Source organism: Pediococcus sp. EKM201D, assembly GCF_011800215.1.
GTDB lineage: Bacteria > Bacillota > Bacilli > Lactobacillales > Lactobacillaceae > Pediococcus > Pediococcus pentosaceus.
This window is the reverse complement of the sequence record NZ_JAALFK010000002.1, coordinates 421,874-440,959: the sequence shown is the minus strand read 5'-3', so window position 1 is coordinate 440,959 and position 19,086 is coordinate 421,874. Positions and strand designations below refer to the sequence as shown.

Annotated in this window: 18 protein-coding genes and 1 tRNA gene; 4 read left to right on the top strand and 15 right to left on the bottom strand. The window is 38.6% G+C overall.

The annotated features are described in order from the left end of the window. Positions 1–201 precede the first annotated feature (201 nt). The 9 genes from HFC68_RS04940 to HFC68_RS04900 all read right to left on the bottom strand — a co-directional run bounded on the left by HFC68_RS04940 (position 202) and on the right by HFC68_RS04900 (position 8,905). The gene (locus HFC68_RS04940; protein WP_011672845.1) at positions 202–1,002 is read right to left on the bottom strand and encodes a PHP domain-containing protein; all 801 of its coding nucleotides are present in this window, start codon (positions 1,000–1,002) and stop codon (positions 202–204) included. 108 nt (positions 1,003–1,110) lie between these two features. Next, on the bottom strand, positions 1,111–2,547 hold the full coding sequence (locus HFC68_RS04935; RefSeq protein ID WP_011672844.1) for a 6-phospho-beta-glucosidase: 1,437 nt from the start codon (positions 2,545–2,547) through the stop codon (positions 1,111–1,113). A 135-nt stretch (positions 2,548–2,682) separates the two neighbouring features. Beyond that, on the bottom strand, positions 2,683–4,008 hold the full coding sequence (locus HFC68_RS04930; RefSeq protein ID WP_160211247.1) for a glycosyltransferase family 2 protein: 1,326 nt from the start codon (positions 4,006–4,008) through the stop codon (positions 2,683–2,685). A 9-nt stretch (positions 4,009–4,017) separates the two neighbouring features. Then, a complete protein-coding gene (locus HFC68_RS04925; protein ID WP_011672842.1) occupies positions 4,018–4,521 on the bottom strand; it encodes a hypothetical protein in 504 nt (167 codons plus the stop codon). Between the two features lies 1 nt (position 4,522). After that, positions 4,523–5,329 carry an EAL domain-containing protein gene (locus HFC68_RS04920; RefSeq protein WP_167399708.1) on the bottom strand — a complete coding sequence of 269 codons (807 nt, stop codon included), beginning with the start codon at positions 5,327–5,329 and terminating at the stop codon, positions 4,523–4,525. A 334-nt stretch (positions 5,330–5,663) separates the two neighbouring features. Then, positions 5,664–5,984, bottom strand: a complete 321-nt coding sequence (locus HFC68_RS04915; RefSeq protein WP_002834396.1) for a thioredoxin family protein — start codon at positions 5,982–5,984, stop codon at positions 5,664–5,666. Positions 5,985–6,079: 95 nt separating this feature from the next. Continuing rightward, positions 6,080–6,907, bottom strand: a complete 828-nt coding sequence (locus HFC68_RS04910; protein WP_011672840.1) for an alpha/beta hydrolase — start codon at positions 6,905–6,907, stop codon at positions 6,080–6,082. 83 nt (positions 6,908–6,990) lie between these two features. Continuing rightward, the gene (locus HFC68_RS04905; RefSeq protein ID WP_011672839.1) at positions 6,991–7,953 is read right to left on the bottom strand and encodes a diacylglycerol kinase family protein; all 963 of its coding nucleotides are present in this window, start codon (positions 7,951–7,953) and stop codon (positions 6,991–6,993) included. Position 7,954: 1 nt separating this feature from the next. Continuing rightward, positions 7,955–8,905, bottom strand: a complete 951-nt coding sequence (locus HFC68_RS04900) for an alpha/beta hydrolase (protein WP_011672838.1) — start codon at positions 8,903–8,905, stop codon at positions 7,955–7,957. Positions 8,906–9,020: 115 nt separating this feature from the next. Here HFC68_RS04900 and HFC68_RS04895 point away from each other — a divergent pair. After that, positions 9,021–9,093 (top strand) — tRNA-Ala (locus HFC68_RS04895). Between the two features lie 199 nt (positions 9,094–9,292). On the opposite strand, the gene HFC68_RS04890 is transcribed toward HFC68_RS04895, so the two are convergent. From HFC68_RS04890 to HFC68_RS04880, 3 genes are read right to left on the bottom strand one after another with little or no spacing between them, the layout of a single operon-like run. Continuing rightward, on the bottom strand, positions 9,293–9,859 hold the full coding sequence (locus tag HFC68_RS04890) for a sugar O-acetyltransferase (RefSeq protein ID WP_011672837.1): 567 nt from the start codon (positions 9,857–9,859) through the stop codon (positions 9,293–9,295). 15 nt (positions 9,860–9,874) lie between these two features. Continuing rightward, entirely contained in the window at positions 9,875–10,849 is a 975-nt protein-coding gene (locus HFC68_RS04885) for a Gfo/Idh/MocA family protein (protein WP_011672836.1), read from the bottom strand. 23 nt (positions 10,850–10,872) lie between these two features. Next, positions 10,873–11,901 (bottom strand): Gfo/Idh/MocA family oxidoreductase, encoded by a 1,029-nt coding sequence (locus tag HFC68_RS04880; RefSeq protein ID WP_011672835.1) that lies wholly within the window; start codon positions 11,899–11,901, stop codon positions 10,873–10,875. 214 nt (positions 11,902–12,115) lie between these two features. On the opposite strand from HFC68_RS04880, the gene HFC68_RS04875 reads away from it, so the two are divergent. After that, the gene (locus tag HFC68_RS04875; RefSeq protein WP_011672834.1) at positions 12,116–13,003 is read left to right on the top strand and encodes a MurR/RpiR family transcriptional regulator; all 888 of its coding nucleotides are present in this window, start codon (positions 12,116–12,118) and stop codon (positions 13,001–13,003) included. A gap of 351 nt (positions 13,004–13,354) precedes the next feature. Beyond that, on the top strand, positions 13,355–14,005 hold the full coding sequence (locus HFC68_RS04870) for a hypothetical protein (RefSeq protein ID WP_011672833.1): 651 nt from the start codon (positions 13,355–13,357) through the stop codon (positions 14,003–14,005). Between the two features lie 110 nt (positions 14,006–14,115). Here the strand turns inward: HFC68_RS04870 and HFC68_RS04865 are convergent, their stop codons facing one another. From HFC68_RS04865 to HFC68_RS04855, 3 genes are all read right to left on the bottom strand, one after another. Continuing rightward, positions 14,116–14,979, bottom strand: coding sequence for an alpha/beta hydrolase (locus HFC68_RS04865; RefSeq protein ID WP_011672832.1), 864 nt, complete (start codon positions 14,977–14,979; stop codon positions 14,116–14,118). After that, complete coding sequence (locus tag HFC68_RS04860; protein ID WP_011672831.1) at positions 14,963–16,258, bottom strand: PTS transporter subunit EIIC; 1,296 nt, start codon at positions 16,256–16,258, stop codon at positions 14,963–14,965. The genes HFC68_RS04865 and HFC68_RS04860 overlap by 17 nt, the downstream gene beginning before the upstream one ends. Before the next feature lie 257 nt (positions 16,259–16,515). Then, entirely contained in the window at positions 16,516–18,327 is a 1,812-nt protein-coding gene (locus tag HFC68_RS04855; protein WP_011672830.1) for a heavy metal translocating P-type ATPase, read from the bottom strand. 229 nt (positions 18,328–18,556) lie between these two features. Between HFC68_RS04855 and HFC68_RS04850 the strand changes: the two genes are divergently transcribed. Continuing rightward, positions 18,557–19,075 (top strand): GNAT family N-acetyltransferase, encoded by a 519-nt coding sequence (locus tag HFC68_RS04850; protein ID WP_011672829.1) that lies wholly within the window; start codon positions 18,557–18,559, stop codon positions 19,073–19,075. Positions 19,076–19,086: the final 11 nt, after the last annotated feature.

Genomic DNA, 19,086 nt, shown 5'->3' with positions numbered 1-19,086 from the left:
CGTCATCTCTCGCGACAACAGAAATATACTATACACTCGTTTTTAAGGTTCGTCAACACTTTTGCCATATTTATTTTGATTTTTTTCAAAAAAGATTTCCAGCCTTCGTTTTGCACAACAAAAAAAGAGCTCCAACCCCCATACGACGGCGTTTCGTCACCATGTTGGTCTTCACTCTTTTAGTTTTTCTACTATAAATAATTAAAGGTCTTCTGGAATATCATCAATAGGAACCACCGTCATAGCTCCTTGCCGATAAACATTAATGTGATGAATGTCGTGGGCTTTGAGCATATCTAAGGCATCCCGGAAGTGATCTTCATAGTGCGTTGCGTCATGGGCGTCTGACCCAATCGTATAACGCTTGCCCCCTAATTGCTTGTAGATTTCAATTGCGTAATCATACAAACCAATGTTGTGGTATTTGTACATGCTCTTGGTGTTCAATTCAAAGGCCAAGTTATTTTGAATGGCAACTTTAAAGATGTTAGTGAGCAAGACTCCGGCCGTAGTCGAGAATTGACCAGACGTCAAACTCAATCTCCGTACCCCGTAATCGAAGTGAGCTAACACATCGGCGTCATGGAATTCGTTGATTCCCTTCCACATCAACTGGTAATACTGATCCGTCACTTGAAGCGGATCTAAGTGCGAGACCATGTTACTCCCAAAGTCTTTCGTACCATCTTGATGGAAACTTAGTAACTTAATATCGAACGTATGGTGGGCTAAATAGTCTTTAATCTTATCTGCTTGTCCGGCTGACATCCCGATTTCAATTCCTTTATGAACTCGTTTGCCCGTCGCTTTTTTCAAACGTTCAATTTCGGCCACGTATTTAGTGTAGTCTGGAATACTATCATGGTTTTGGACTTCTGGATTGTTAAATTCCAAATGTTCCGTGGAAACAAAGTCCTGTCCGGCCAACTTCATGTAGTCTTCCATCTTTTCATTTGAATCAAACGAAAAGCTTGTATGCACATGCTGGTCATAAATAATCATAATTTTGCCCTCCTCGTTCTAAAATGTATCCGTTCTCTACTACTATTTTAGCATAGCAACGCATTTTAACGCTTGTCTCAACGCTTGGAGAGGATAGGGAAAATAATTTTAATCGAGATCTTCACCGTTTGTACGAATTACTTTTTGATACCAGCCAAAGGAATCTTTCTTAGAACGTTGGAGCGTTCCGTTGCCATCATCATCCTTATCAACATAGATAAAGCCGTAGCGTTTAGACATTTGACCAGTGCCAGCTGAAACGAGGTCGATAAAGCCCCATGGAGTATAACCCATCAAGTTTACGCCATCTAATTCAACTGCTTTTTCCATTTCTTGGATGTGAGCTCGGAGGTAATCCACACGGTATGGATCATGAATTGCCCCGTCACTTTCGACCGTATCGTAAGCCCCTAATCCATTTTCAACAATAAACATTGGTAAGTGGTAGCGGTCGTTTAACCAATTGAGGGAATAACGGAGACCCACTGGATCAATTGGCCAATCCCAATCACTAGTTGCAAGGTATGGATTTTCAACCGTTACGTCTTCTGGAGCTAAGTTTTCATCAATTGACCGACCTTCAGGAAGAGCCACAGTGTTGGAATTGTAGTAACTAAAGCCTACATAATCCACTGTTCCGGCTTTAAGGATTTCACGGTCTGCTTCTGTAATGTCTGGACGGTAACCCTTTTGTTGCAAGTAAGTTTCAACATTTTCTGGATAAACCCCGTTGACATGCACATCGGAGAACCAGTAGCGACGTTGCATTAAACGTTCAGCCAACATGATGTTATTTGGGGCTGCATTGAGCGGATAAAATGGCGTGAAATTAATCATGCAACCGATTTGGAAGTCTGGATTAATTTCATGACCCAACTTAACTGCTTTAGCACTAGCTACTAATTCATAGTGAGCAGCTTGATACATCGCTGCTTCACGATTTTCATCCCCCTTGAAAACTAATCCTGAGTTGGTAGCCATCAAGAAGTCATTATTGTACATACTCTGATTATTGATTTCGTTGAACGTCATCCAATACTTAACCTTATCTTTATAGCGTTTGAAACAAGTTTCAGCGAAACGAACATAAAGATCAATTACGTGACGGTCAGAAAAACCATTGTATTTCTTAACTAAATGATAAGGCATTTCAAAATGTGCCAAGGTAATTACCGGTTCAATCCCATATTTCAAGCATTCATCAAAGAGGTCGTCATAAAATTTCAAACCAGCTTCATTAGGTTCAGCATCATCACCATTAGGAAAGATGCGGGTCCAAGCAATCGAAGTACGGAAAGCTTTTAAGCCTAATTCGGCAAACATTTTAACGTCTTCACGATAATGATGGTAAAAATCGATTCCTTCGTGGTTAGGGTAATTTTCACCCGGCACTACCCCATCGGTAATCTTCCGCGGTACCTTGTTAGCTCCCGCCGTCATCACGTCGGCCATGCTAACCCCTTTACCATCTGCTTGCCATGCTCCTTCTAATTGATGAGCAGCCACAGCGCCGCCCCATAAAAAGTTTTCTGGTAATTTTGTCATTTTCATCCATCCTCTCTTTTAATGAGCTTTTTCTGTAGAAAGCCTTTTCATAGATAAGTTTGAACTATTTTCCATTTTTTGTATAGCTTTCACGGCAAACAAAAAACATATTCCGCAGATAAAACGGAATATGTTTTATTTATTTTGAAGTGATTTACGTTCGGGACTAATCCAAGTCCCAGAACCAAAACCAAAAATCGTTTTAAGAGCCGGTACAAACGTCATGACAACCGTCACGGGATTGACCATCCAGAAAAAGAGCATATAAAGCGGCGCAAAAATAAGGTATTTTAACTTAGCAGCATGATGATCCAAAATTAAAGCCGCTAATAATTGTAAGAACCCGGCCAGTAGCTCAAAGGTCACAAAGATAAACGACATCACGATTCCGTGAAAGACCCGTTCGTAATTCCCCGTCAGTAAGAAAACCAACATGGTAATGATAAAAACAGCGGTGGTAATCATAAAGAAAAATGACCAGATAATGGAAAGGGTTGAGTCAATAAACATCGACATTTGATAACGATGCTTAATCGGATGTAAGAGGAACTTCTTAATATTGGTCAACCACACTTCAGTTCCCCCTTGCGCCCAACGCTTACGTTGGTGATAAAGATCTTTAAGAGATTCGGGGACATTCATGTGAAAGACAATATTAGGAGCAAACCGCGGAATTGCCCCAATCATCTGGTGATCCCAGGCAATACTAATATCTTCGGTCGCCCGATTTTGCCGGAAGCCTCCCACGTCAATCAGAAAACTCTTGCGATACAACGTGTTGGCGCCACTGTAGGCATACATCGAGTCGTTAATTGAAGTTTGACTGCGTTTAATGACCCCAACAATACTCGAAAATTCAACCGTCTGGGCCTTGCCTAAAATCTTCGTGCGGTTTTGAACATCCATATTAGCTGTTACCGCCGAAGTATTCATATCCCGGTCATGCATGAAAAAGTTCATGTACTTCATCAAAGCATCCGGTTCGGGAATCGTATCAGCATCATTACTAAGGATGTATTTCCCTTTTGCAAAATACATTCCAATGTTAAAAGCATGCGCCTTCCCTTTATTTTTCAAGATTTTAATCGTCCGCAGGCGTGGATATTGTTTTCTCAAGCGTGCTAAGATTGCTCCCGTTTGATCCGTCGAGCCATCGTCAGCGACTAAAACTTCAAAATTAGTGTAATTAATTTCGTTAAAAAGATAGGTGATCGTTTCTTCAATCATGACTTCTTCATTATGGGCTGGAATCATGATGGTAATTAATGGTTGGTCCGCAGGTAGAATATTTTCCCAGCCTTCATCCCGTTTATGGGTTTTCAAAAAGCGATACGACAATGAACCTGTAAACCAGAAGAACGCCCCGATTACAGGATATAAACAAAGTATCAAAAGAATAATGTTAATGGTCGTATCAATCAGGGATCCTTTGAAAATACTATCAATAAAGATTGATGACATTTTTGCTCCTTATCCAAGATCGTCTAAATTAGATGCTCGATAAATTTCTTTAATTTCGTCTGTATCCAGATTTTGTTCTGGTTTTACTTCGTAGTACCTGGTATTTTCACGAAATTCCTTACTGCCAAACCGGGCGTCCATAAATGCTTCTAATGTATCTTCCCGTCGACGCTGATTAATTGGATTGTAGGTAGGCCACTGTTCAGCCAGCCGATCCCGCCGCCGATTTTGAATAATCGTCATACTCGTCGCAAACAAGCTCGCCATGACAAATGCAAAGGCCAATAAGATTCCGATAAATTTAATTTCAAAAATCCCTTCACTATAAGACCAGATATGCGGAATCTTGGGATTATAAATCGCCCAAAAGGAAGTGACGGTGATGATGATAGGAACAAACACACACATCCAACCGAAAATGGCGACTAACGTTTGCCATATTTTCAACCACCAGTGTCCTTTTTCAAAATACAAATCTGTATATAGCTGCTGACGTTCTCTTTCGTTTTTCATCCTAAACCTGCTTTCGGTAAACATCCTCCGGCTTGCCAAAAAGATAGCCTTGGCGCGCATCAATCCGGAGCTGCTCCGCTAACGCCTCGTCGGCTTCATTTTCAATTCCCACTAAAACCAATTTAATTTCATTTTCTTGGGCCAACTTATTCCAAAATTGGAGATTAAGATCGAGCCATTCGTTGGGATCTTTCTTTCTAAAACTACTCATGGAAGCCTTTAAAATATCAATTTCGCTTAGTAACCACTCAATATGTTTCAAATCATTTAAAGATGAACCTACATTATTAATCGTGAATTGAACTCCATAGCTACGCCCAATCTGGATTCTTCTTTTAAAAAGACGGCGATTGGTTAGCCGATTCATTTCATGGATTGAAAGTTCAATAGCTAAATTAAGTGACTCAATTTTCGCAATTGCCCACCGCACAAAGTATTCAAAAGCCGGACTCATAATTTGGTTGTAAGTTAATTTAATAGAAAGGGTTACATGCTCATCGGCTAGAGATTGGAAAGTCGTCTCCAGTAAGCTAATCACGCGTTGCAGTGGTAGGGATTCAAAATCACGTGGCAAAACCCACTGTCCCGCTTCATTTTGCGTGCGCAATAGGCACTCGTAGCCAATGGTATTTCCCTTACGATCAACTTGTTTTTGGATAAAATAACGAAGTGGGATTTCATCATTCCGTAAATAATCGCTCCCCTTATTCCGGGTCCACCAGTAATATCCACCGATAATTCCAATAGTGATAGCCGCCGTCAGCACTGTAATCCACCATAAATATATTTCAAGTTTTTCTAGTGTCATATCGTTAACCTTTCCGTTTATTTTAAAACTAAAAAAAACGATTGGCATTACCTTTTGGCGTGATTTTAATATTTTTTAAACTGATACCGTTTATTATTAATGATGATAAGCAATTTCATATTAAAAAACAACTTAATTTAGCAATTTTGTACAATGGTGGAATGTGCTGTGTAATGCTGTTTCATCCGTTTTCAATCATTATTAACTTTTAAAGTTCTAAGTGATTGTGTAATCATTAACATAGTTTCACAGTAACTAAAAAGTAGAAAATAAAAAAGCTGTATAGTAATCGAAAATCGATTTCTATACAGCTTGCTAGAATTAACTTTAATGGTTAGGCAATACCCTGAATGAATTCTTCAACTTCTTGGGGAGTACGGCGTTCACCTTTACCAAAACGGCCGAGTTCCTTACCGTCTTCAAGGGCGATAAAACTTGGAATACCCATCACACCAAAATGTTGAGCAACTTCTAGATTGTCATCACGGTCAACCGTAATCCAATCATATTGATCGTACTTCTTCATGATGTCCGGCATTGCGGGCTTGATGAAGGCACAATCAGGGCACCAGCCAGCTGTAAAGAATAACATTTTCTTACCTGAATTCATTGCTTCAAAAATTTCTTCGTTAGTTAAATTTGCTTGAGTGCTCATTTTGAATTGCTCCTTTTATTAAAAACTAGCTTACTTTTTGTAAGCTGCTATCTATATCAAATATTCTATCAGCTTCCAGTCGTTTTGACAACCAATTAATTTGCCCAATTTAACTCCTCAGGCGCGAGTTGGTATACCTTGTCCGCTCGATAGGAATTAATCAATTTAAAATCTTGTGCTATGTATTTTTCATCCCATAAAAATTGGTTAATTTCACGTGAAACATTTTGGCTTCGATTTAACTCACAGTGATAGCCGTCGGGTCCAATTACCATCAACTCGGAAACTTTGGCTGCCACCCCATCGAGGAGGTAGCCCACTGCGCGGGCCGAATCAACTGCCACATAGACATCATTATTTAAAATTCCATCCACGCTCCCAATTACGTTTAAAACTTCAGCTCCTTTAGGAAACAAGTGGCGATTACGAACTAGCTTTTTAAAATGATGGGTTCTTTTATTAGGTTCCCAACTTTTGGTCATTACATCTTTAACAGTATCCTGTGAAAGAAATCCATGTAATCCATTGAAAGGACCCGCAATGGTCACTAATTTTTTCAAAGCTGGTAAACGTGAGTCTTTGCCAAACTTAATCGCTAAATTAACCAGGACATTACTTCCTAGCGAATGACCGACCCCATTGTACTGTTCGACTCCAAAACTTTGTCTTAATTTAATTAATAACTGGTGCATCCAACTAACTTGCCGGCGTTCAGGAGCCCGATTGTTTTCAAACAACACCTGAACCATCGGATTAGCGACCTGCTGATCGAGTTCGCCATCAAAATCCATTGCCCCATCATTTTTGATTTTGACCACCAGCATCTTTTGCGCCCAGCCATTTTTCTGTGCTCCATGGATCAAATGGTCCGTAGAATCCGCATTTCCATTAAATCCATGCACAAAAATTGTTACTGCATTCATCTCTCATTAACGCTCCCCCACTTAAAACTTGCATCATCCATTCTACTACAAAAATATTAAAAGGGCTGCGCCCAAAAGAAAGATTACTCTTGAGACGCAGCCGCTTTATGATTAAACCAAAATGGTTGTTTGGTCATCCATATTTTCAAGTCAAAAGCTTGTAATGGTAAATCTTCCCCATTAACTTGACCATGTTCATTTTCAAAAGCTTGCACGTGAATTTCTCGTCCAGTTTTAAAGAAAACATCCGGCATATCGAGATGTTTTCCACCACGTAAGAGCTTAATAAATAACTTAACAAACTTGAAAAAACTCAATTTTTCAGTAATTACCACGTCTAGTTTTCCGTCGTGCAAGTTAGCGCGAGGTGCAATACCGACCCCACCACCAAAATATTTGATATTCGTTAGTGAAACGACGAAGGCATTCGCAAATTCATGACGCTCACCATCAATATCAATCGTAAGTGGAAATCCCTTTTGACGCATTAACGTTTTGAGGAGGGCCGAAACGTACGCCATCGATTCTAAGTGCCACTTGCTCAGCCTAACTTTCTGACCTTGATTGGCTTCATAGACCACTCGGGCATCAAAGCCAATCCCAATGTTGTTGGTAAAATACTGGGTCAGTTGGTTCGCTTGATTCTGATAAGCTCCAATATCTAAGGTGATTGGGGTGGTGGTCTGGATTAATTGCTGTAAGGCCGTGGATGGATCAGAGGCGATGCCGACTGCCCGTGCAAAATCATTCCCCGAACCCGCTGGAACATAGCCAATGGGAACGGTGTTTTTAGAGCGTCGCACTCCATTCAGCACTTCTAGGAGGGTACCATCCCCACCAATAGCAACAATTACCCAGCCTTGCGGATGTAGATCGGCAAATTCTTGGGCTAACTGGGTCGCATGTTGGGGGTATTTTGTTACCACACGTTCGAAGTTAACAGCGTTTTGCACGAGGAGTTGATGGAGTCGCTCCCACGTCTGGGCTGAATGGTGCGCTCCCGCCCATTTATTTACAATAAAATAATATTTAATCTGTTCATTCATGCTAGTCTACATACTTCTCCAAAAAATTTGCTACCTCGATTTGATAGCGATGCGGATTAGTTGGGAGAGCTTGCACGTGATCGGCTTGGTCAACCAAATAAACTTGGCTAGGAACACGAGCTGCTTCCACTAAATCATCCAGCATTTCGATTGGAACATAACGATCGGCTTCGCCATGGATAAACATGATCGGAACTCGAACTTTTTTAACTTGCTCTTGAATATTAGCTTCTTTAAATGAATAACCAGCTTCTTTTTTGGTTAATGCACTAGCAATCGCCTCAAATTCTTGCGATGGTAAATGATAGTAGCGTTTCAAACGATGCCGGAATTGTTTGTCTAAACGGTTAAAACTACTATCTTCAATCACAGCAGTTAAGTTAGTCGCCATATCTGGTTCCCCTGCCGCAGAAATCACGGTTGCGGCACCCATGCTAATCCCCATTAAAACAATTTTTTCATCCGTATGGGTTAATAAAACAGCGCGTTGAACCCAACGTACATAGTCGCGGCGATCCAGCCACCCAAAACCAATTAGATTGCCTTCGCTTTCACCATGACTGCGTGCATCGGGCATCAAGACGTTGTAGCCCATATTATAGAAGATTTTGGCATACGGAATCATTTGCATCCGGGCGTGATGGTATCCGTGGGCTAAAATAACCGTCTTTTTAGACTGTTTGGCTTCTGGTTGTCGTAAAAATGATGCTCGCAATTGAAGGCCATCTTCACTAAGCATACTGATTTCTTCTGGATTTAAATTATTAAACCATTCAATATTGAGGGCATTATTATCTTGAGATCGTGAACGTTCAATGGCTTTATTCTTAGCTTTTTCCGTATTTTTGATCCCAACTAAAAAACTAATATATCCGCCAATTCCCATTCCAGCAGTAATTCCGAAAGCTGCGGCACCTAAGCCAGCTAACATATATTTAGTACTTTTATTCATTAATAACGCTCCTTATCTTTAGCCAACTTGCTAAAAAACATTATCCGTTAATGGTAACTTTCTCTCATTATAATATCAATTTTTGAGTTAAAAGTGGTATGATAAACGTGAAAACGGGTCCGTAGCTCAGTTGGGAGAGCACCTGCTTCGCATGTAGGGGGTCGACGGTTCAAGTCCGTTCGGATCCATTGATAGGTTACAGAAGTGTTTAAAGAGTACCAAAGTGAATACCCCATGGCTTTCAGATGTATGTATCTAAAAGTCATGGGGTATTTTATACTCTATAAAAAATCCATTACTATGACAACAACATAGGCAGTTTACGACCATATCCAACCCTTACACCCGTTATAATTACTGTTCTTCCACTACCTATAGTTTCCCCTATTAATCCAAATCGTTATCCAACTTTCTGATAACTTTCGCTGGCACTCCTGCTACCAAACAGTTATCAGGCACATCTTTAGTAACGACTGCGCTTGCAGCAACCACGACATTATTGCCAATCGTTACTCCCGGTAAAATTGTACAATTTCCACCAATCCAAACGTCATTTCCGATGGTAACCGGCGTTCCTTGCGCCATCTTTTGTCGACGTTGCTTGGGAGACATCGGATGATTGACCGTAGCAATCAGCGTATTGGGTCCAATCATGACATAATCACCAATTTTCACGGGCGCAATATCAAGAATCGTGACGTTATAGTTGGTTAGAAAATCCTCTCCAACATGGATATTTTTACCATTATCACAATTAAAATTAGGCTGCACATATACGTTTGCCCCAGTTGAACCAAATAAATCCTTAATTGCGGCTTGTTGTTTTTGGTCATCCGTTGGATCAATATTATTGAATCGCGCGCACTTGATTAATGCTGCTTGCTTAAGCTTGGCAACTTCTTCATCTAAAAAGCAATATTCTAAACCTTGTTTTAACTTTTCAATCTCTTTCATTTGTTTACCTCATTATTAACCTAGCTGAATGTGAGCATCTGCCAAAGCTTGCTCAACAACTCGAAGCACCTCTTCACTATGTTGAAGACGTAGAGCGGCCTCTTTTAAATCCTTTTCTGCAATAATTCGTTGAAATGCCTTGAATTCTTCATACATGCGATGCGAATTTTGTTTAAAATCAAAGTTTTCAATTCCTGCTTTACTTTCAATATCGAAATTATCAAGAACATTGGTTGCTCCATTCACAATTACTGAACCTTTCGTACCTTGAATCGTCGAACGAATCGTAGCCGTAGAGTCTTTAGCTCCGATACAAACCACTTTGGTATCGGGATAATTTAAGATTAATATTCCTGAAGTATCGATATCCTTTTCAATATTAGCTAGATATTTGACGCTTGATGGGGCGCCCAACAGCCCCACAACAAAATGAATGTTATAAATATTGATGTCCATCAAAGCCCCACCACCGAACTTAGGGTTAAAAGCTGGTAGGACTTCACCTGCTTTAAAAGCATCATAGCGAGATGAATATTGCGAATAGTTACATTCAATCACCTTAATTTCGCCTAGGGTTGGAACGGCTTCTTTAATTTTTTGATAATTCATCATGTATTGATTGGTGATAGCTTCCAGCAAAATTAATTGCTTCGTTTGGGCTAGTTCTGCTAATTCTTCTAACTCCGCTAAATTCAAAGTGAACGGTTTTTCGCAGATAACATTCTTACCGGCTTCGAGGGCTTTTTTAGCAAAAGCAAAATGTAAATGATTGGGAACAGCAACATAGATGGTATCAATTTCTTCATTTGCAAGACATTCATCGATGTCCGTATATACACGATCAATCCCATATTGCTTTTGTAATTTTTCCATGTCATCTATACCATGAGGGGTTCCTGTGATAGCTTTTAATTCAATCTCTGGTAACAACGGCGTCATTGTAAGAAAGTCCTTTACAATCATTCCTGCTCCAACAATTCCTAATTTCATCGCATGCTCTCCTATTTATCCTTTTAAAACTCGCTTTTTTGCATTTTCTTGATGCCTGTTTCTAGCATTTTTATTTGCAATAAAGTTTCTTCATCTTTAACAGTTTTTTCTTTACCGTTGATAATTGCTTCGTACAATCCCTCGTATACTCTGCTGTAATCTCCCACTTCCGAGACAACCTTTTCTTCATGGTATTTTCCGGAACCGTCTAAGTAGGTCAATACTCCATAATGTTGTGGCAGGTCGATTCCAAAATCGGGATGGTCTGGCATATAAAACATTTTTAAATGTTCCTCTTGGCGATCTTTGGTCTGTTTAACAAACATTCCTTTTTTGCCATACACTACGAAACTTGGTCGTTCCTTTATTCTGAAATAACTCGATTTAACTGAAACCTTCATCCCACCATAGAAGAGATCCAAGTCGAAATAATCATTCATCCGATTTTCACCTAGTAGTTGTCTAACCTCATAGTGAACGTTATCCGGTTCTCCGAAGTATGAAATTATTTGATCGAGCGTGTGGCAAGCATGACCATATAAATAGCTGGTATCTAGTGAAAATTCGTTTACCCCTTCCGGAACCTCGGGGCGATAGTAATCGTAGTGCATTTCCACCTCTAAAATATCTCCCAAAACGCCACTTTCAATCACTTTTTGAGTAGTTAGGAAATCTGAATCATATCTTCTATTCTGATAGCATTGAACCAACAACCCTTTTGATTTTGCTAAATCAAATAGTTCTTTTGCTTCTTGGTATGTTTCTGTAAAAGGCTTTTCAATTAACGCATTTTTACCATGTTCCAGCACTGCTTTACCGATTTGAAAATGCGAGCTACTGGGCGTTGATACTACAACCAGCTGAATTTCTGGGTCATTATAAATGTCATTAATATCGGTGGTATAATGTACGCCTTCGATTCGTTTCCACGCAGTTGTTTTCGTGCGATAATAAATGGTTTTCACTTTAATTTTGTCTTTAAGTTTGAGTGAAAATGGCAAATGATAACGATTGGCACTTTTTCCATTTCCAATATAAGCAATTGTCAGCATCTTAGTTCCTCCATTTGTATTCAAATATTGCTTTGCTATCTACAATATAAAACGGGGAACTTTTAAACGATATACTTTAGGGTAATTCTGGATAATACTTTCAGAAAAATAGAACTTGTACTGCTTATTCCTAAAAAAAATTACCAAAATCATGCTGAAAATATTTTTTAAGCTATACTGATTATGAATAAGCCAAAAGGAAGTGAGCTATCATATGCTATTAATCGACAAGCTGAGTAACCACGAAAACTTTACCAACACCGAGCAACGAATAGCCGATTATATTCTTAAAAACATCACCGACATTCCGCCGATGAATATTGATAAACTTTCTAAAGTCACTTATACCTCGCATTCAGCTGTGGTCCGATTGACTAAAAAATTAGGTTTTGAAGGTTTTAAAGATTTTAAAGTAGCAATTTCAGAGGCTGTGTACAGTCAAACCACCAACATGAATTCTGTTGATGCTAACTTTCCGTTTGATTCTAACGATTCTGTCTCTACCATTTCAAAGAAAGTCGCTGAACTCTCTGTTGAAAGTATTCAAAGAACATTTGCACAGTTAGACGAACGACTGATTGAAGAAGCAGCCAATACGATTGCCAAATCGGAACGCATTTTCCTATTTGCGCAGGGCGATTCTCAGATTCGAGCCCGTAGCTTCCAAAATAAATTGGTTAAATTAAATCGTTTCGCCATTCTGGGTGAAGAATACAGTGACGAAGACTGGACGGCTGCCAACTTAACCAAAAAAGATTGTGCTATTTTCATCAGTTATGGTGGTCGTATTTCACAATATGAACGCATGCTGACTCATTTTTCCGAGAATAAAATTCCTTCTGTAGTTCTGACCGGCAATCAAAAATCGCCCCTCATTCGTTTGGCGCAAACTGCGATCGTCACTACTCAAAATGAATATGACTTTTTAAAAATTAGTACATTTTCTTCTCAGATCACTTTTGAATACTTATTGGATACAATTTTTTCTGTTATTTATGCTAAGGAGTACCAACAAAATATTATTAATTTAAAAAATAAGTTTAACTTGATTCAACGTGGTACTCTTTCTGAAGGTTTAGCTAAGGAACATGACTCAAAGTAGTGCGTAAAATGATTCAAAAGACTGTTCTAAAGAGAGAACAAGTACTCATTTCTATACAAATAATTACGTCCAAAGTCCAAAAAATACGCCTGGTAGTTTCCAGACGTATTTTTTTGAGAACATATTTTAGATAATGTAATCACAAAATTGAACTAATAACTTTAGGGAATCAGTTCATTCATCAACTGGTTTGTTAAAGTCGTTAATTGATCCCACTCTGGATCCGTTTAGGTAGTACTAATGTTACAATTGTGTTGCAATTATGTTTCAATAAGATTATTATATGTTTGTTCAAGGACAACTAATAAATAATATATAGAAATGGAATTAATTTTCCTGGGGGGTATTATCATGAAAAAAGGATTTGTTATTGCTACAGTAGCCATGAGTTTAGGAATTATTGCACCATTATCACAGGTAGTCACCTCAACACCAGTCTCCGCAAAAACAACTAGCCATTCATATGTAACTACAACAAGTAATTCTATTTCAGTAACTAATATCAGAAAAGGATCCACAGTCGTACTCAAAAATAATATGGGACAAACTATTGCAACTAAAACAGCTGCTAATGCTGGGACAGTCACATTTAATTTAGGAACACAGCAAGTAAACCGATTAACTAAGACTGACACTTTAGCAATTAAACTAAGTTCTGGATATAAATTTAATATCAATTTTAATTTCATTAATTATAGAACCCCAACCAGTAATAAATTTGTAGCTGGGATTCCAACTGAACTACAAGGCCATTGGCAAGCCAAATTAGGGTACTTCACCGGTCACTGGAATATGACCAGTAACCGCTCAACATTAACCGTTAATGACCCTCAAATTTTAAATAATGTTCAGTACAAGAATTTAGGCAATCATACTTATGTACTAAAGGGCACTGAAAATTATTACAGCAACGGAAGTACTATCCAGTACACAGTTAAAAAGGTAAGTAACAACCACTTAACATTAACCACTGCTAATGGAGTATCACAGTGGTATAAATAATACTATATGGATAAAAAAGTCTGACTTATGGAATCATCCCACTAAGTTAGACTTTTTTATTATATTCTTACTGAAACAAGTTGTTCTATGTTTTGCTATTCTTCAGACTACTAATGTGTGTCCTGATTTTGATCATCACGTGGCTTATTTTTTGCCAAAATATATTGCTCGATTAAATTAATGATTTGTTGATTTTGTGGTAAGTCAGAATGTTGAGCATCATTTCCTGTAACTGTAATTTCAGTATAATGTTGGGCTTGGCCCTGATAAATATATTTACCCGCTTCTGCGCTCCGTGCTGGTACAATCCCATCATTATCAAAATTCTGAGTACCAATAATCGAATAGACTGACAACGTTTTAGGAATTTTTTTACGTTGTTTAATAAAGTCTGACAGCATCTGAGTTTTATGCGAAAGTGACGTTTCTGAGAAATTATAAGGTGATCCAATGGTCATTAACTTCTTGATTGAAATATCGTCACGATTGAAATAATTTTCGAGATACATTGTATATACCAAACCACCATTCGAATGACCAATGGCCTTAAAATTATTAAACTGATATTTTTTAGCTAACGCATTAAATGCAATAGAAAACCATTTAGCTTGTTTTTTAATATTGCTATAACCATCTTTGTTGTTCTCAAAACCAACAACAATAAACGGCTCATTATCACGTGGACGAATCGATCCCGAGTAACTAATCCGATCATTAGTATGGACCGTTACTTTTAACAGACTATGGCGTTTCCCACGTCTATCGTTTAACTTATCAATCAACCCATCAAATCGATTTTGCGTAGCACTACTCCCCGGAATGAAAATAACCGGTGACATATTTGAGTCATGTCGTTTAGAAATGGCGGTCACATTTTTATGCATCCACTGAATTGATGGCCAAGCCAATATTCCAATTCCTACCAAACTCGCAATTAAAAATATAATACTCCATTTTTTAACGTTCCGTGGCATCTAGACCATCTCCCTGAATATTAAGTCGGTTGGATAATTTCACAAATGGTCGATACAGCCAAACGCCGATTCCTACGTTAAGTGCCATAACCAATAAGGTTACCCAATTCCCATTGGTTCCAATAAGGGCCTGCAAAAGACTGGGAGTTCCCAACGGCACTTGATAAACTACAGCAGGCATTAAATGTAAAGCAATGGCGCTTGCAGCGATTCCTACGTTAACTAGTGGAACTAATAGAAATGGAATAATATATAGACCATTTCCTAAAACTGGAACACCCACTAATATCGCACTATTAAAGTTAAATAATACTGGCAGCAACGACCATCGGCCAATCAGCTGTTGATCACGTTGATTACTGAACAAGAAAATTGCAATCACTAATGAGAGCGTACTTCCCGTTCCCCCAATCGCGCCAAAAGATTCATATAACGTCCCTAATGAAAAAGGATACGGTACTCCCCAAATCGTGTGATGTATAAGGGCATAGTTTAAATTCGCAGTCATTGCGACGCCATTACGTCCAAAATGTGCCAGTATTGGCATACTGGTCAACCCGAAAAAAGTCATTATGCCAGCCAATAGTACGATTGCTACAGAAAATAGCAACGAAGTTTGGTTAGCCTTTAGTGATTGTAATCTTAGAATAACTTGATCTGGTAAAACCGAAATCGCCAACCAATTTAATAAAATACTAAAGCAAATCGCCACAACCAGCACAATTATAATTGCTCGTAATGAATCTAACGCACGATTCCATGTTACTCCTGAAGAAGATTTATCCTGCTGCTGGCTATTTGCCAAATGCTTAAAACTTAGTCCAACCAGATAGCCTACCAAAAAACCTAAAAACAAACCTCCCATCCCAAGCATATCTTGGCCAAAAGCTAACTCACCATTATTTGTATAACGAACCGTAAGGATTAAATAAGCAATTAATCCCGTTATACTCGCTAATTTTTCATCACGCTGATACCGTTTGGCTGTATAATGTGCCATACTAAATGCGGCTAAAGCAGCTACTATTCCTAATGTTAAACTCGTTAAATGATCAAAAATAATTTCTATGAATCGATACCGACTTAGCCACGACGAAAACCCAAAAATTGTTGGCAATAAACTATTTCGATTTAACATAGTGATTTGAATTAGTTGGCTGATACTACCGATAAGAACAAATGGGAATAATAAATTTAAACTTTTTTGCACTAATTGGTATAACTCATTTTGTTGAAGCCGTATTATTTTTCGAATAATTTGTTCTCTTCTTACCCACATTAGATTTTCCTTCTTTAAACTAATCTCTCCTACTATTATCTTTATTCTAGTTGAATCATTATCGAATTGCACACCGCGTTGCTATTATTTATATCTAACCTGATAAAGTTGGTTTTAAAAAACACGTCTGAAACTATCAAACGTGTTTTTTAATAGAATATATTTAAATGCTTGGATTATTGCTTTAACAACCCGGGTATTAAAGTGCTCTCTATAGGTTCGAAAATAGTATACTTTCCTACTTCTTATAACTTATCTTATTTTTCATTAGAATAACGTGCCCTCAACGCCCATAAAATTGAAACTGTATCAATCACTTCTTGGAACATCGCTCCAATAAATGCCGGAATAATTCCAAAAGCGGCGATCAACATTAACGCTGTACAGATAAAGATCCCGATTAAAACGGCTTGCCGAGCAACTCGAATGGTATCTTTTGCGATTACAACTGCTTTAGCTACCTTAGCTAAGTCATCTTTTAAGATAACCAAATCCGCCGATTCACTGGCAGCAGACGATCCATGAGCTCCCATGGCAATTCCTACATCGGCAGTTACCAAGCTAGGGGCATCATTAACACCGTCCCCGACCATCACCACCGGCTTTTCTTCCGGAGTGAGAGCTTTTAATGCAGCAATTTTATCTTCTGGTAGCAATTCAGCTTGGACATCATCGATTCCAACTTCTTGACCGATTTTTTGAGCTGTTTTGACTTGGTCACCACTTAACATCATTAATTTCTTAACGCCTAAGTGATGCAACTGAACCATGGTCTGGCTAGCTTCTGGTCTGAGGTAGTCGGTAAAAGTGATACAACCTAAGTATTGATCGTCCCGACTGACATAGATAGCGGTATGGGTTTGACTCTGGATTAAAGGATCTCCCGTTACAAATTTACGCTTACCAACCTTGACTAATTTTCCTTGAATCAAGGCCTGTACTCCATTCGCCGTAATTTCCTGGGCGTCACTAACACTTAACATTTCCAGACCTTTATCTATCGCGTAAGTTACTAAGGAGCGCGCCAATACATGCGAGGAGATAGTTTCCACACTAGCAGCGATTTGGAGCAATTCTGTTTGGGAAACTTCTTGATGTGGCAAAATCTCCGCCACCATCAAATGCCCATTAGTTAATGTTCCAGTCTTATCAAAGGCGACCGTTTTAGCCGTAGATAATTTTTCTAGAACATCCCCCGTCTTAACCACGATCCCATTGCGAGAAGCCCGACTCATCCCCGAAACCATCGCCACTGGAGCCGCTAAGATTAAAGGACAAGGCGAAGCCACCACCAAAACTTGCGCGATTCGGCTAGGGCTCTTAGAAATTACTGCGGCCACCACCGCAATTGCGATTGCCACGATGGTAAAAGGTACCGCATAACGGTCTGCCATCCGCACAAAACGGGCCGGGGTTGCTTCGGCTTTCTTAACCAACTTAATTAATTGTTGATACTTACTATTGGCGGCCACCTGACTAGCTTGCATGGTTACCACAGCATCACCATTGACTGAACCAGACATAAGTTCATCGTTAAAGTCCTTATTTACTGGCTGTGATTCTCCTGTTAAAGAAGATTCATCAAAGTTTGAACTCCCTTCAACGATAAACCCATCAACCGGAACTAATTCCCCAGGTTTAATCACCAACTTATCATCTACTTGTACTTGGTTAACAGCAATATCTTCTAGTTTTTCACCATGGAGCCGATGAGCCACTTGCGGTGAATTATCTAAAAGGGCTTTGAGTTCAGTATTGGCTTTCTTGGAAGCATAGTCTTCTAAGGCATCCCCACCAGTTAACATAACTAAAATCACCATGGCTGCCCAGTACTCACTAAATAAAAGGCTCGAAACCACCGCTAAAATAGCTAATAAATCGACCCCATATTTACCCGACCTCAAAGTCCCAATCATCTCAATAAACATGGTCATCGCCATCACGGCTCCCACCAAGGAAACCAGAATTTGGGCTAACCAAGCTTGACCCAAGACGAATTGTAAGATTACCGCCAAAAGTGCAATCGCAATAATTACCATCAAGCTTTGTTTATGACTCAATTTTCTCATATTGATTTATCATTCCCCTCAATGTAATTCAATCATGATATCTATATTGCTTTATCTCAATTATACTGCTTATTCATGCCTTATTTCTGGTCAGAACTGTTCTATTTTTATTAGTAGAATTTATTTCAAGTTTTACTATACAAATCAGGTTCGCAAAAGAGTATAAATATCATGTAACGCAAAAAATGAAACGGGTATATAATATTTAAAAAGAAATAAGAGGAATGAAATGACTTCTACAAAGGTGATTATTAGAGAAGCGCAATCTGAAGATGCTCAAGGTGTACTAAATTATTTAAAATTTATTACTAATGAAACCAGTAATCTATTGTTAACACCAGAAGAAATGGCTCAAAAGAAGCTTACTGATGAGATAAATCTTTTAGAAGAATCATCCAAGTCCTCCGCAAATCTTTTTTTGTTAGCTACTAAAGATGAAAAAATAATAGGTACAGCTAACATGAAATCATTTTTAAGAAAGCGAATTAGTCATAGAGGGACCTTTGGCATATCAGTCTTAAAAGAATTTAGTGGTCAAGGCATCGGCAGCATGTTACTAGCAGAAATAATAAATTATGCAAAGTCTATTAACTTAGAAATTTTAGAGTTAGAAGTTAGAACAGATAATATACCTGCAATTCATTTATATAAAAAATTTGGATTTAAAGAATATGGACTATATGAAAAATTTTTTAAAATTGACCATAAATATTATGATGGGACACTTATGTTATTAGTTTTAAACTAGAAATAATCATC

Excerpts from the sequence above, each read along its gene's own strand:
- HFC68_RS04940 (WP_011672845.1), bottom strand. The coding sequence starts at position 1,002 with ATGATTATTTATGACCAGCATGTGCATACAAGCTTTTCGTTTGATTCA.
- HFC68_RS04935 (WP_011672844.1), bottom strand. The coding sequence starts at position 2,547 with ATGACAAAATTACCAGAAAACTTTTTATGGGGCGGCGCTGTGGCTGCT.
- HFC68_RS04930 (WP_160211247.1), bottom strand. The coding sequence starts at position 4,008 with ATGTCATCAATCTTTATTGATAGTATTTTCAAAGGATCCCTGATTGAT.
- HFC68_RS04925 (WP_011672842.1), bottom strand. The coding sequence starts at position 4,521 with ATGAAAAACGAAAGAGAACGTCAGCAGCTATATACAGATTTGTATTTT.
- HFC68_RS04920 (WP_167399708.1), bottom strand. The coding sequence starts at position 5,329 with ATGACACTAGAAAAACTTGAAATATATTTATGGTGGATTACAGTGCTG.
- HFC68_RS04915 (WP_002834396.1), bottom strand. The coding sequence starts at position 5,984 with ATGAGCACTCAAGCAAATTTAACTAACGAAGAAATTTTTGAAGCAATG.
- HFC68_RS04910 (WP_011672840.1), bottom strand. The coding sequence starts at position 6,907 with ATGAATGCAGTAACAATTTTTGTGCATGGATTTAATGGAAATGCGGAT.
- HFC68_RS04905 (WP_011672839.1), bottom strand. The coding sequence starts at position 7,953 with ATGAATGAACAGATTAAATATTATTTTATTGTAAATAAATGGGCGGGA.
- HFC68_RS04900 (WP_011672838.1), bottom strand. The coding sequence starts at position 8,905 with ATGAATAAAAGTACTAAATATATGTTAGCTGGCTTAGGTGCCGCAGCT.
- HFC68_RS04890 (WP_011672837.1), bottom strand. The coding sequence starts at position 9,859 with ATGAAAGAGATTGAAAAGTTAAAACAAGGTTTAGAATATTGCTTTTTA.
- HFC68_RS04885 (WP_011672836.1), bottom strand. The coding sequence starts at position 10,849 with ATGAAATTAGGAATTGTTGGAGCAGGAATGATTGTAAAGGACTTTCTT.
- HFC68_RS04880 (WP_011672835.1), bottom strand. The coding sequence starts at position 11,901 with ATGCTGACAATTGCTTATATTGGAAATGGAAAAAGTGCCAATCGTTAT.
- HFC68_RS04875 (WP_011672834.1), top strand. The coding sequence starts at position 12,116 with ATGCTATTAATCGACAAGCTGAGTAACCACGAAAACTTTACCAACACC.
- HFC68_RS04870 (WP_011672833.1), top strand. The coding sequence starts at position 13,355 with ATGAAAAAAGGATTTGTTATTGCTACAGTAGCCATGAGTTTAGGAATT.
- HFC68_RS04865 (WP_011672832.1), bottom strand. The coding sequence starts at position 14,979 with ATGCCACGGAACGTTAAAAAATGGAGTATTATATTTTTAATTGCGAGT.
- HFC68_RS04860 (WP_011672831.1), bottom strand. The coding sequence starts at position 16,258 with ATGTGGGTAAGAAGAGAACAAATTATTCGAAAAATAATACGGCTTCAA.
- HFC68_RS04855 (WP_011672830.1), bottom strand. The coding sequence starts at position 18,327 with ATGAGAAAATTGAGTCATAAACAAAGCTTGATGGTAATTATTGCGATT.
- HFC68_RS04850 (WP_011672829.1), top strand. The coding sequence starts at position 18,557 with ATGACTTCTACAAAGGTGATTATTAGAGAAGCGCAATCTGAAGATGCT.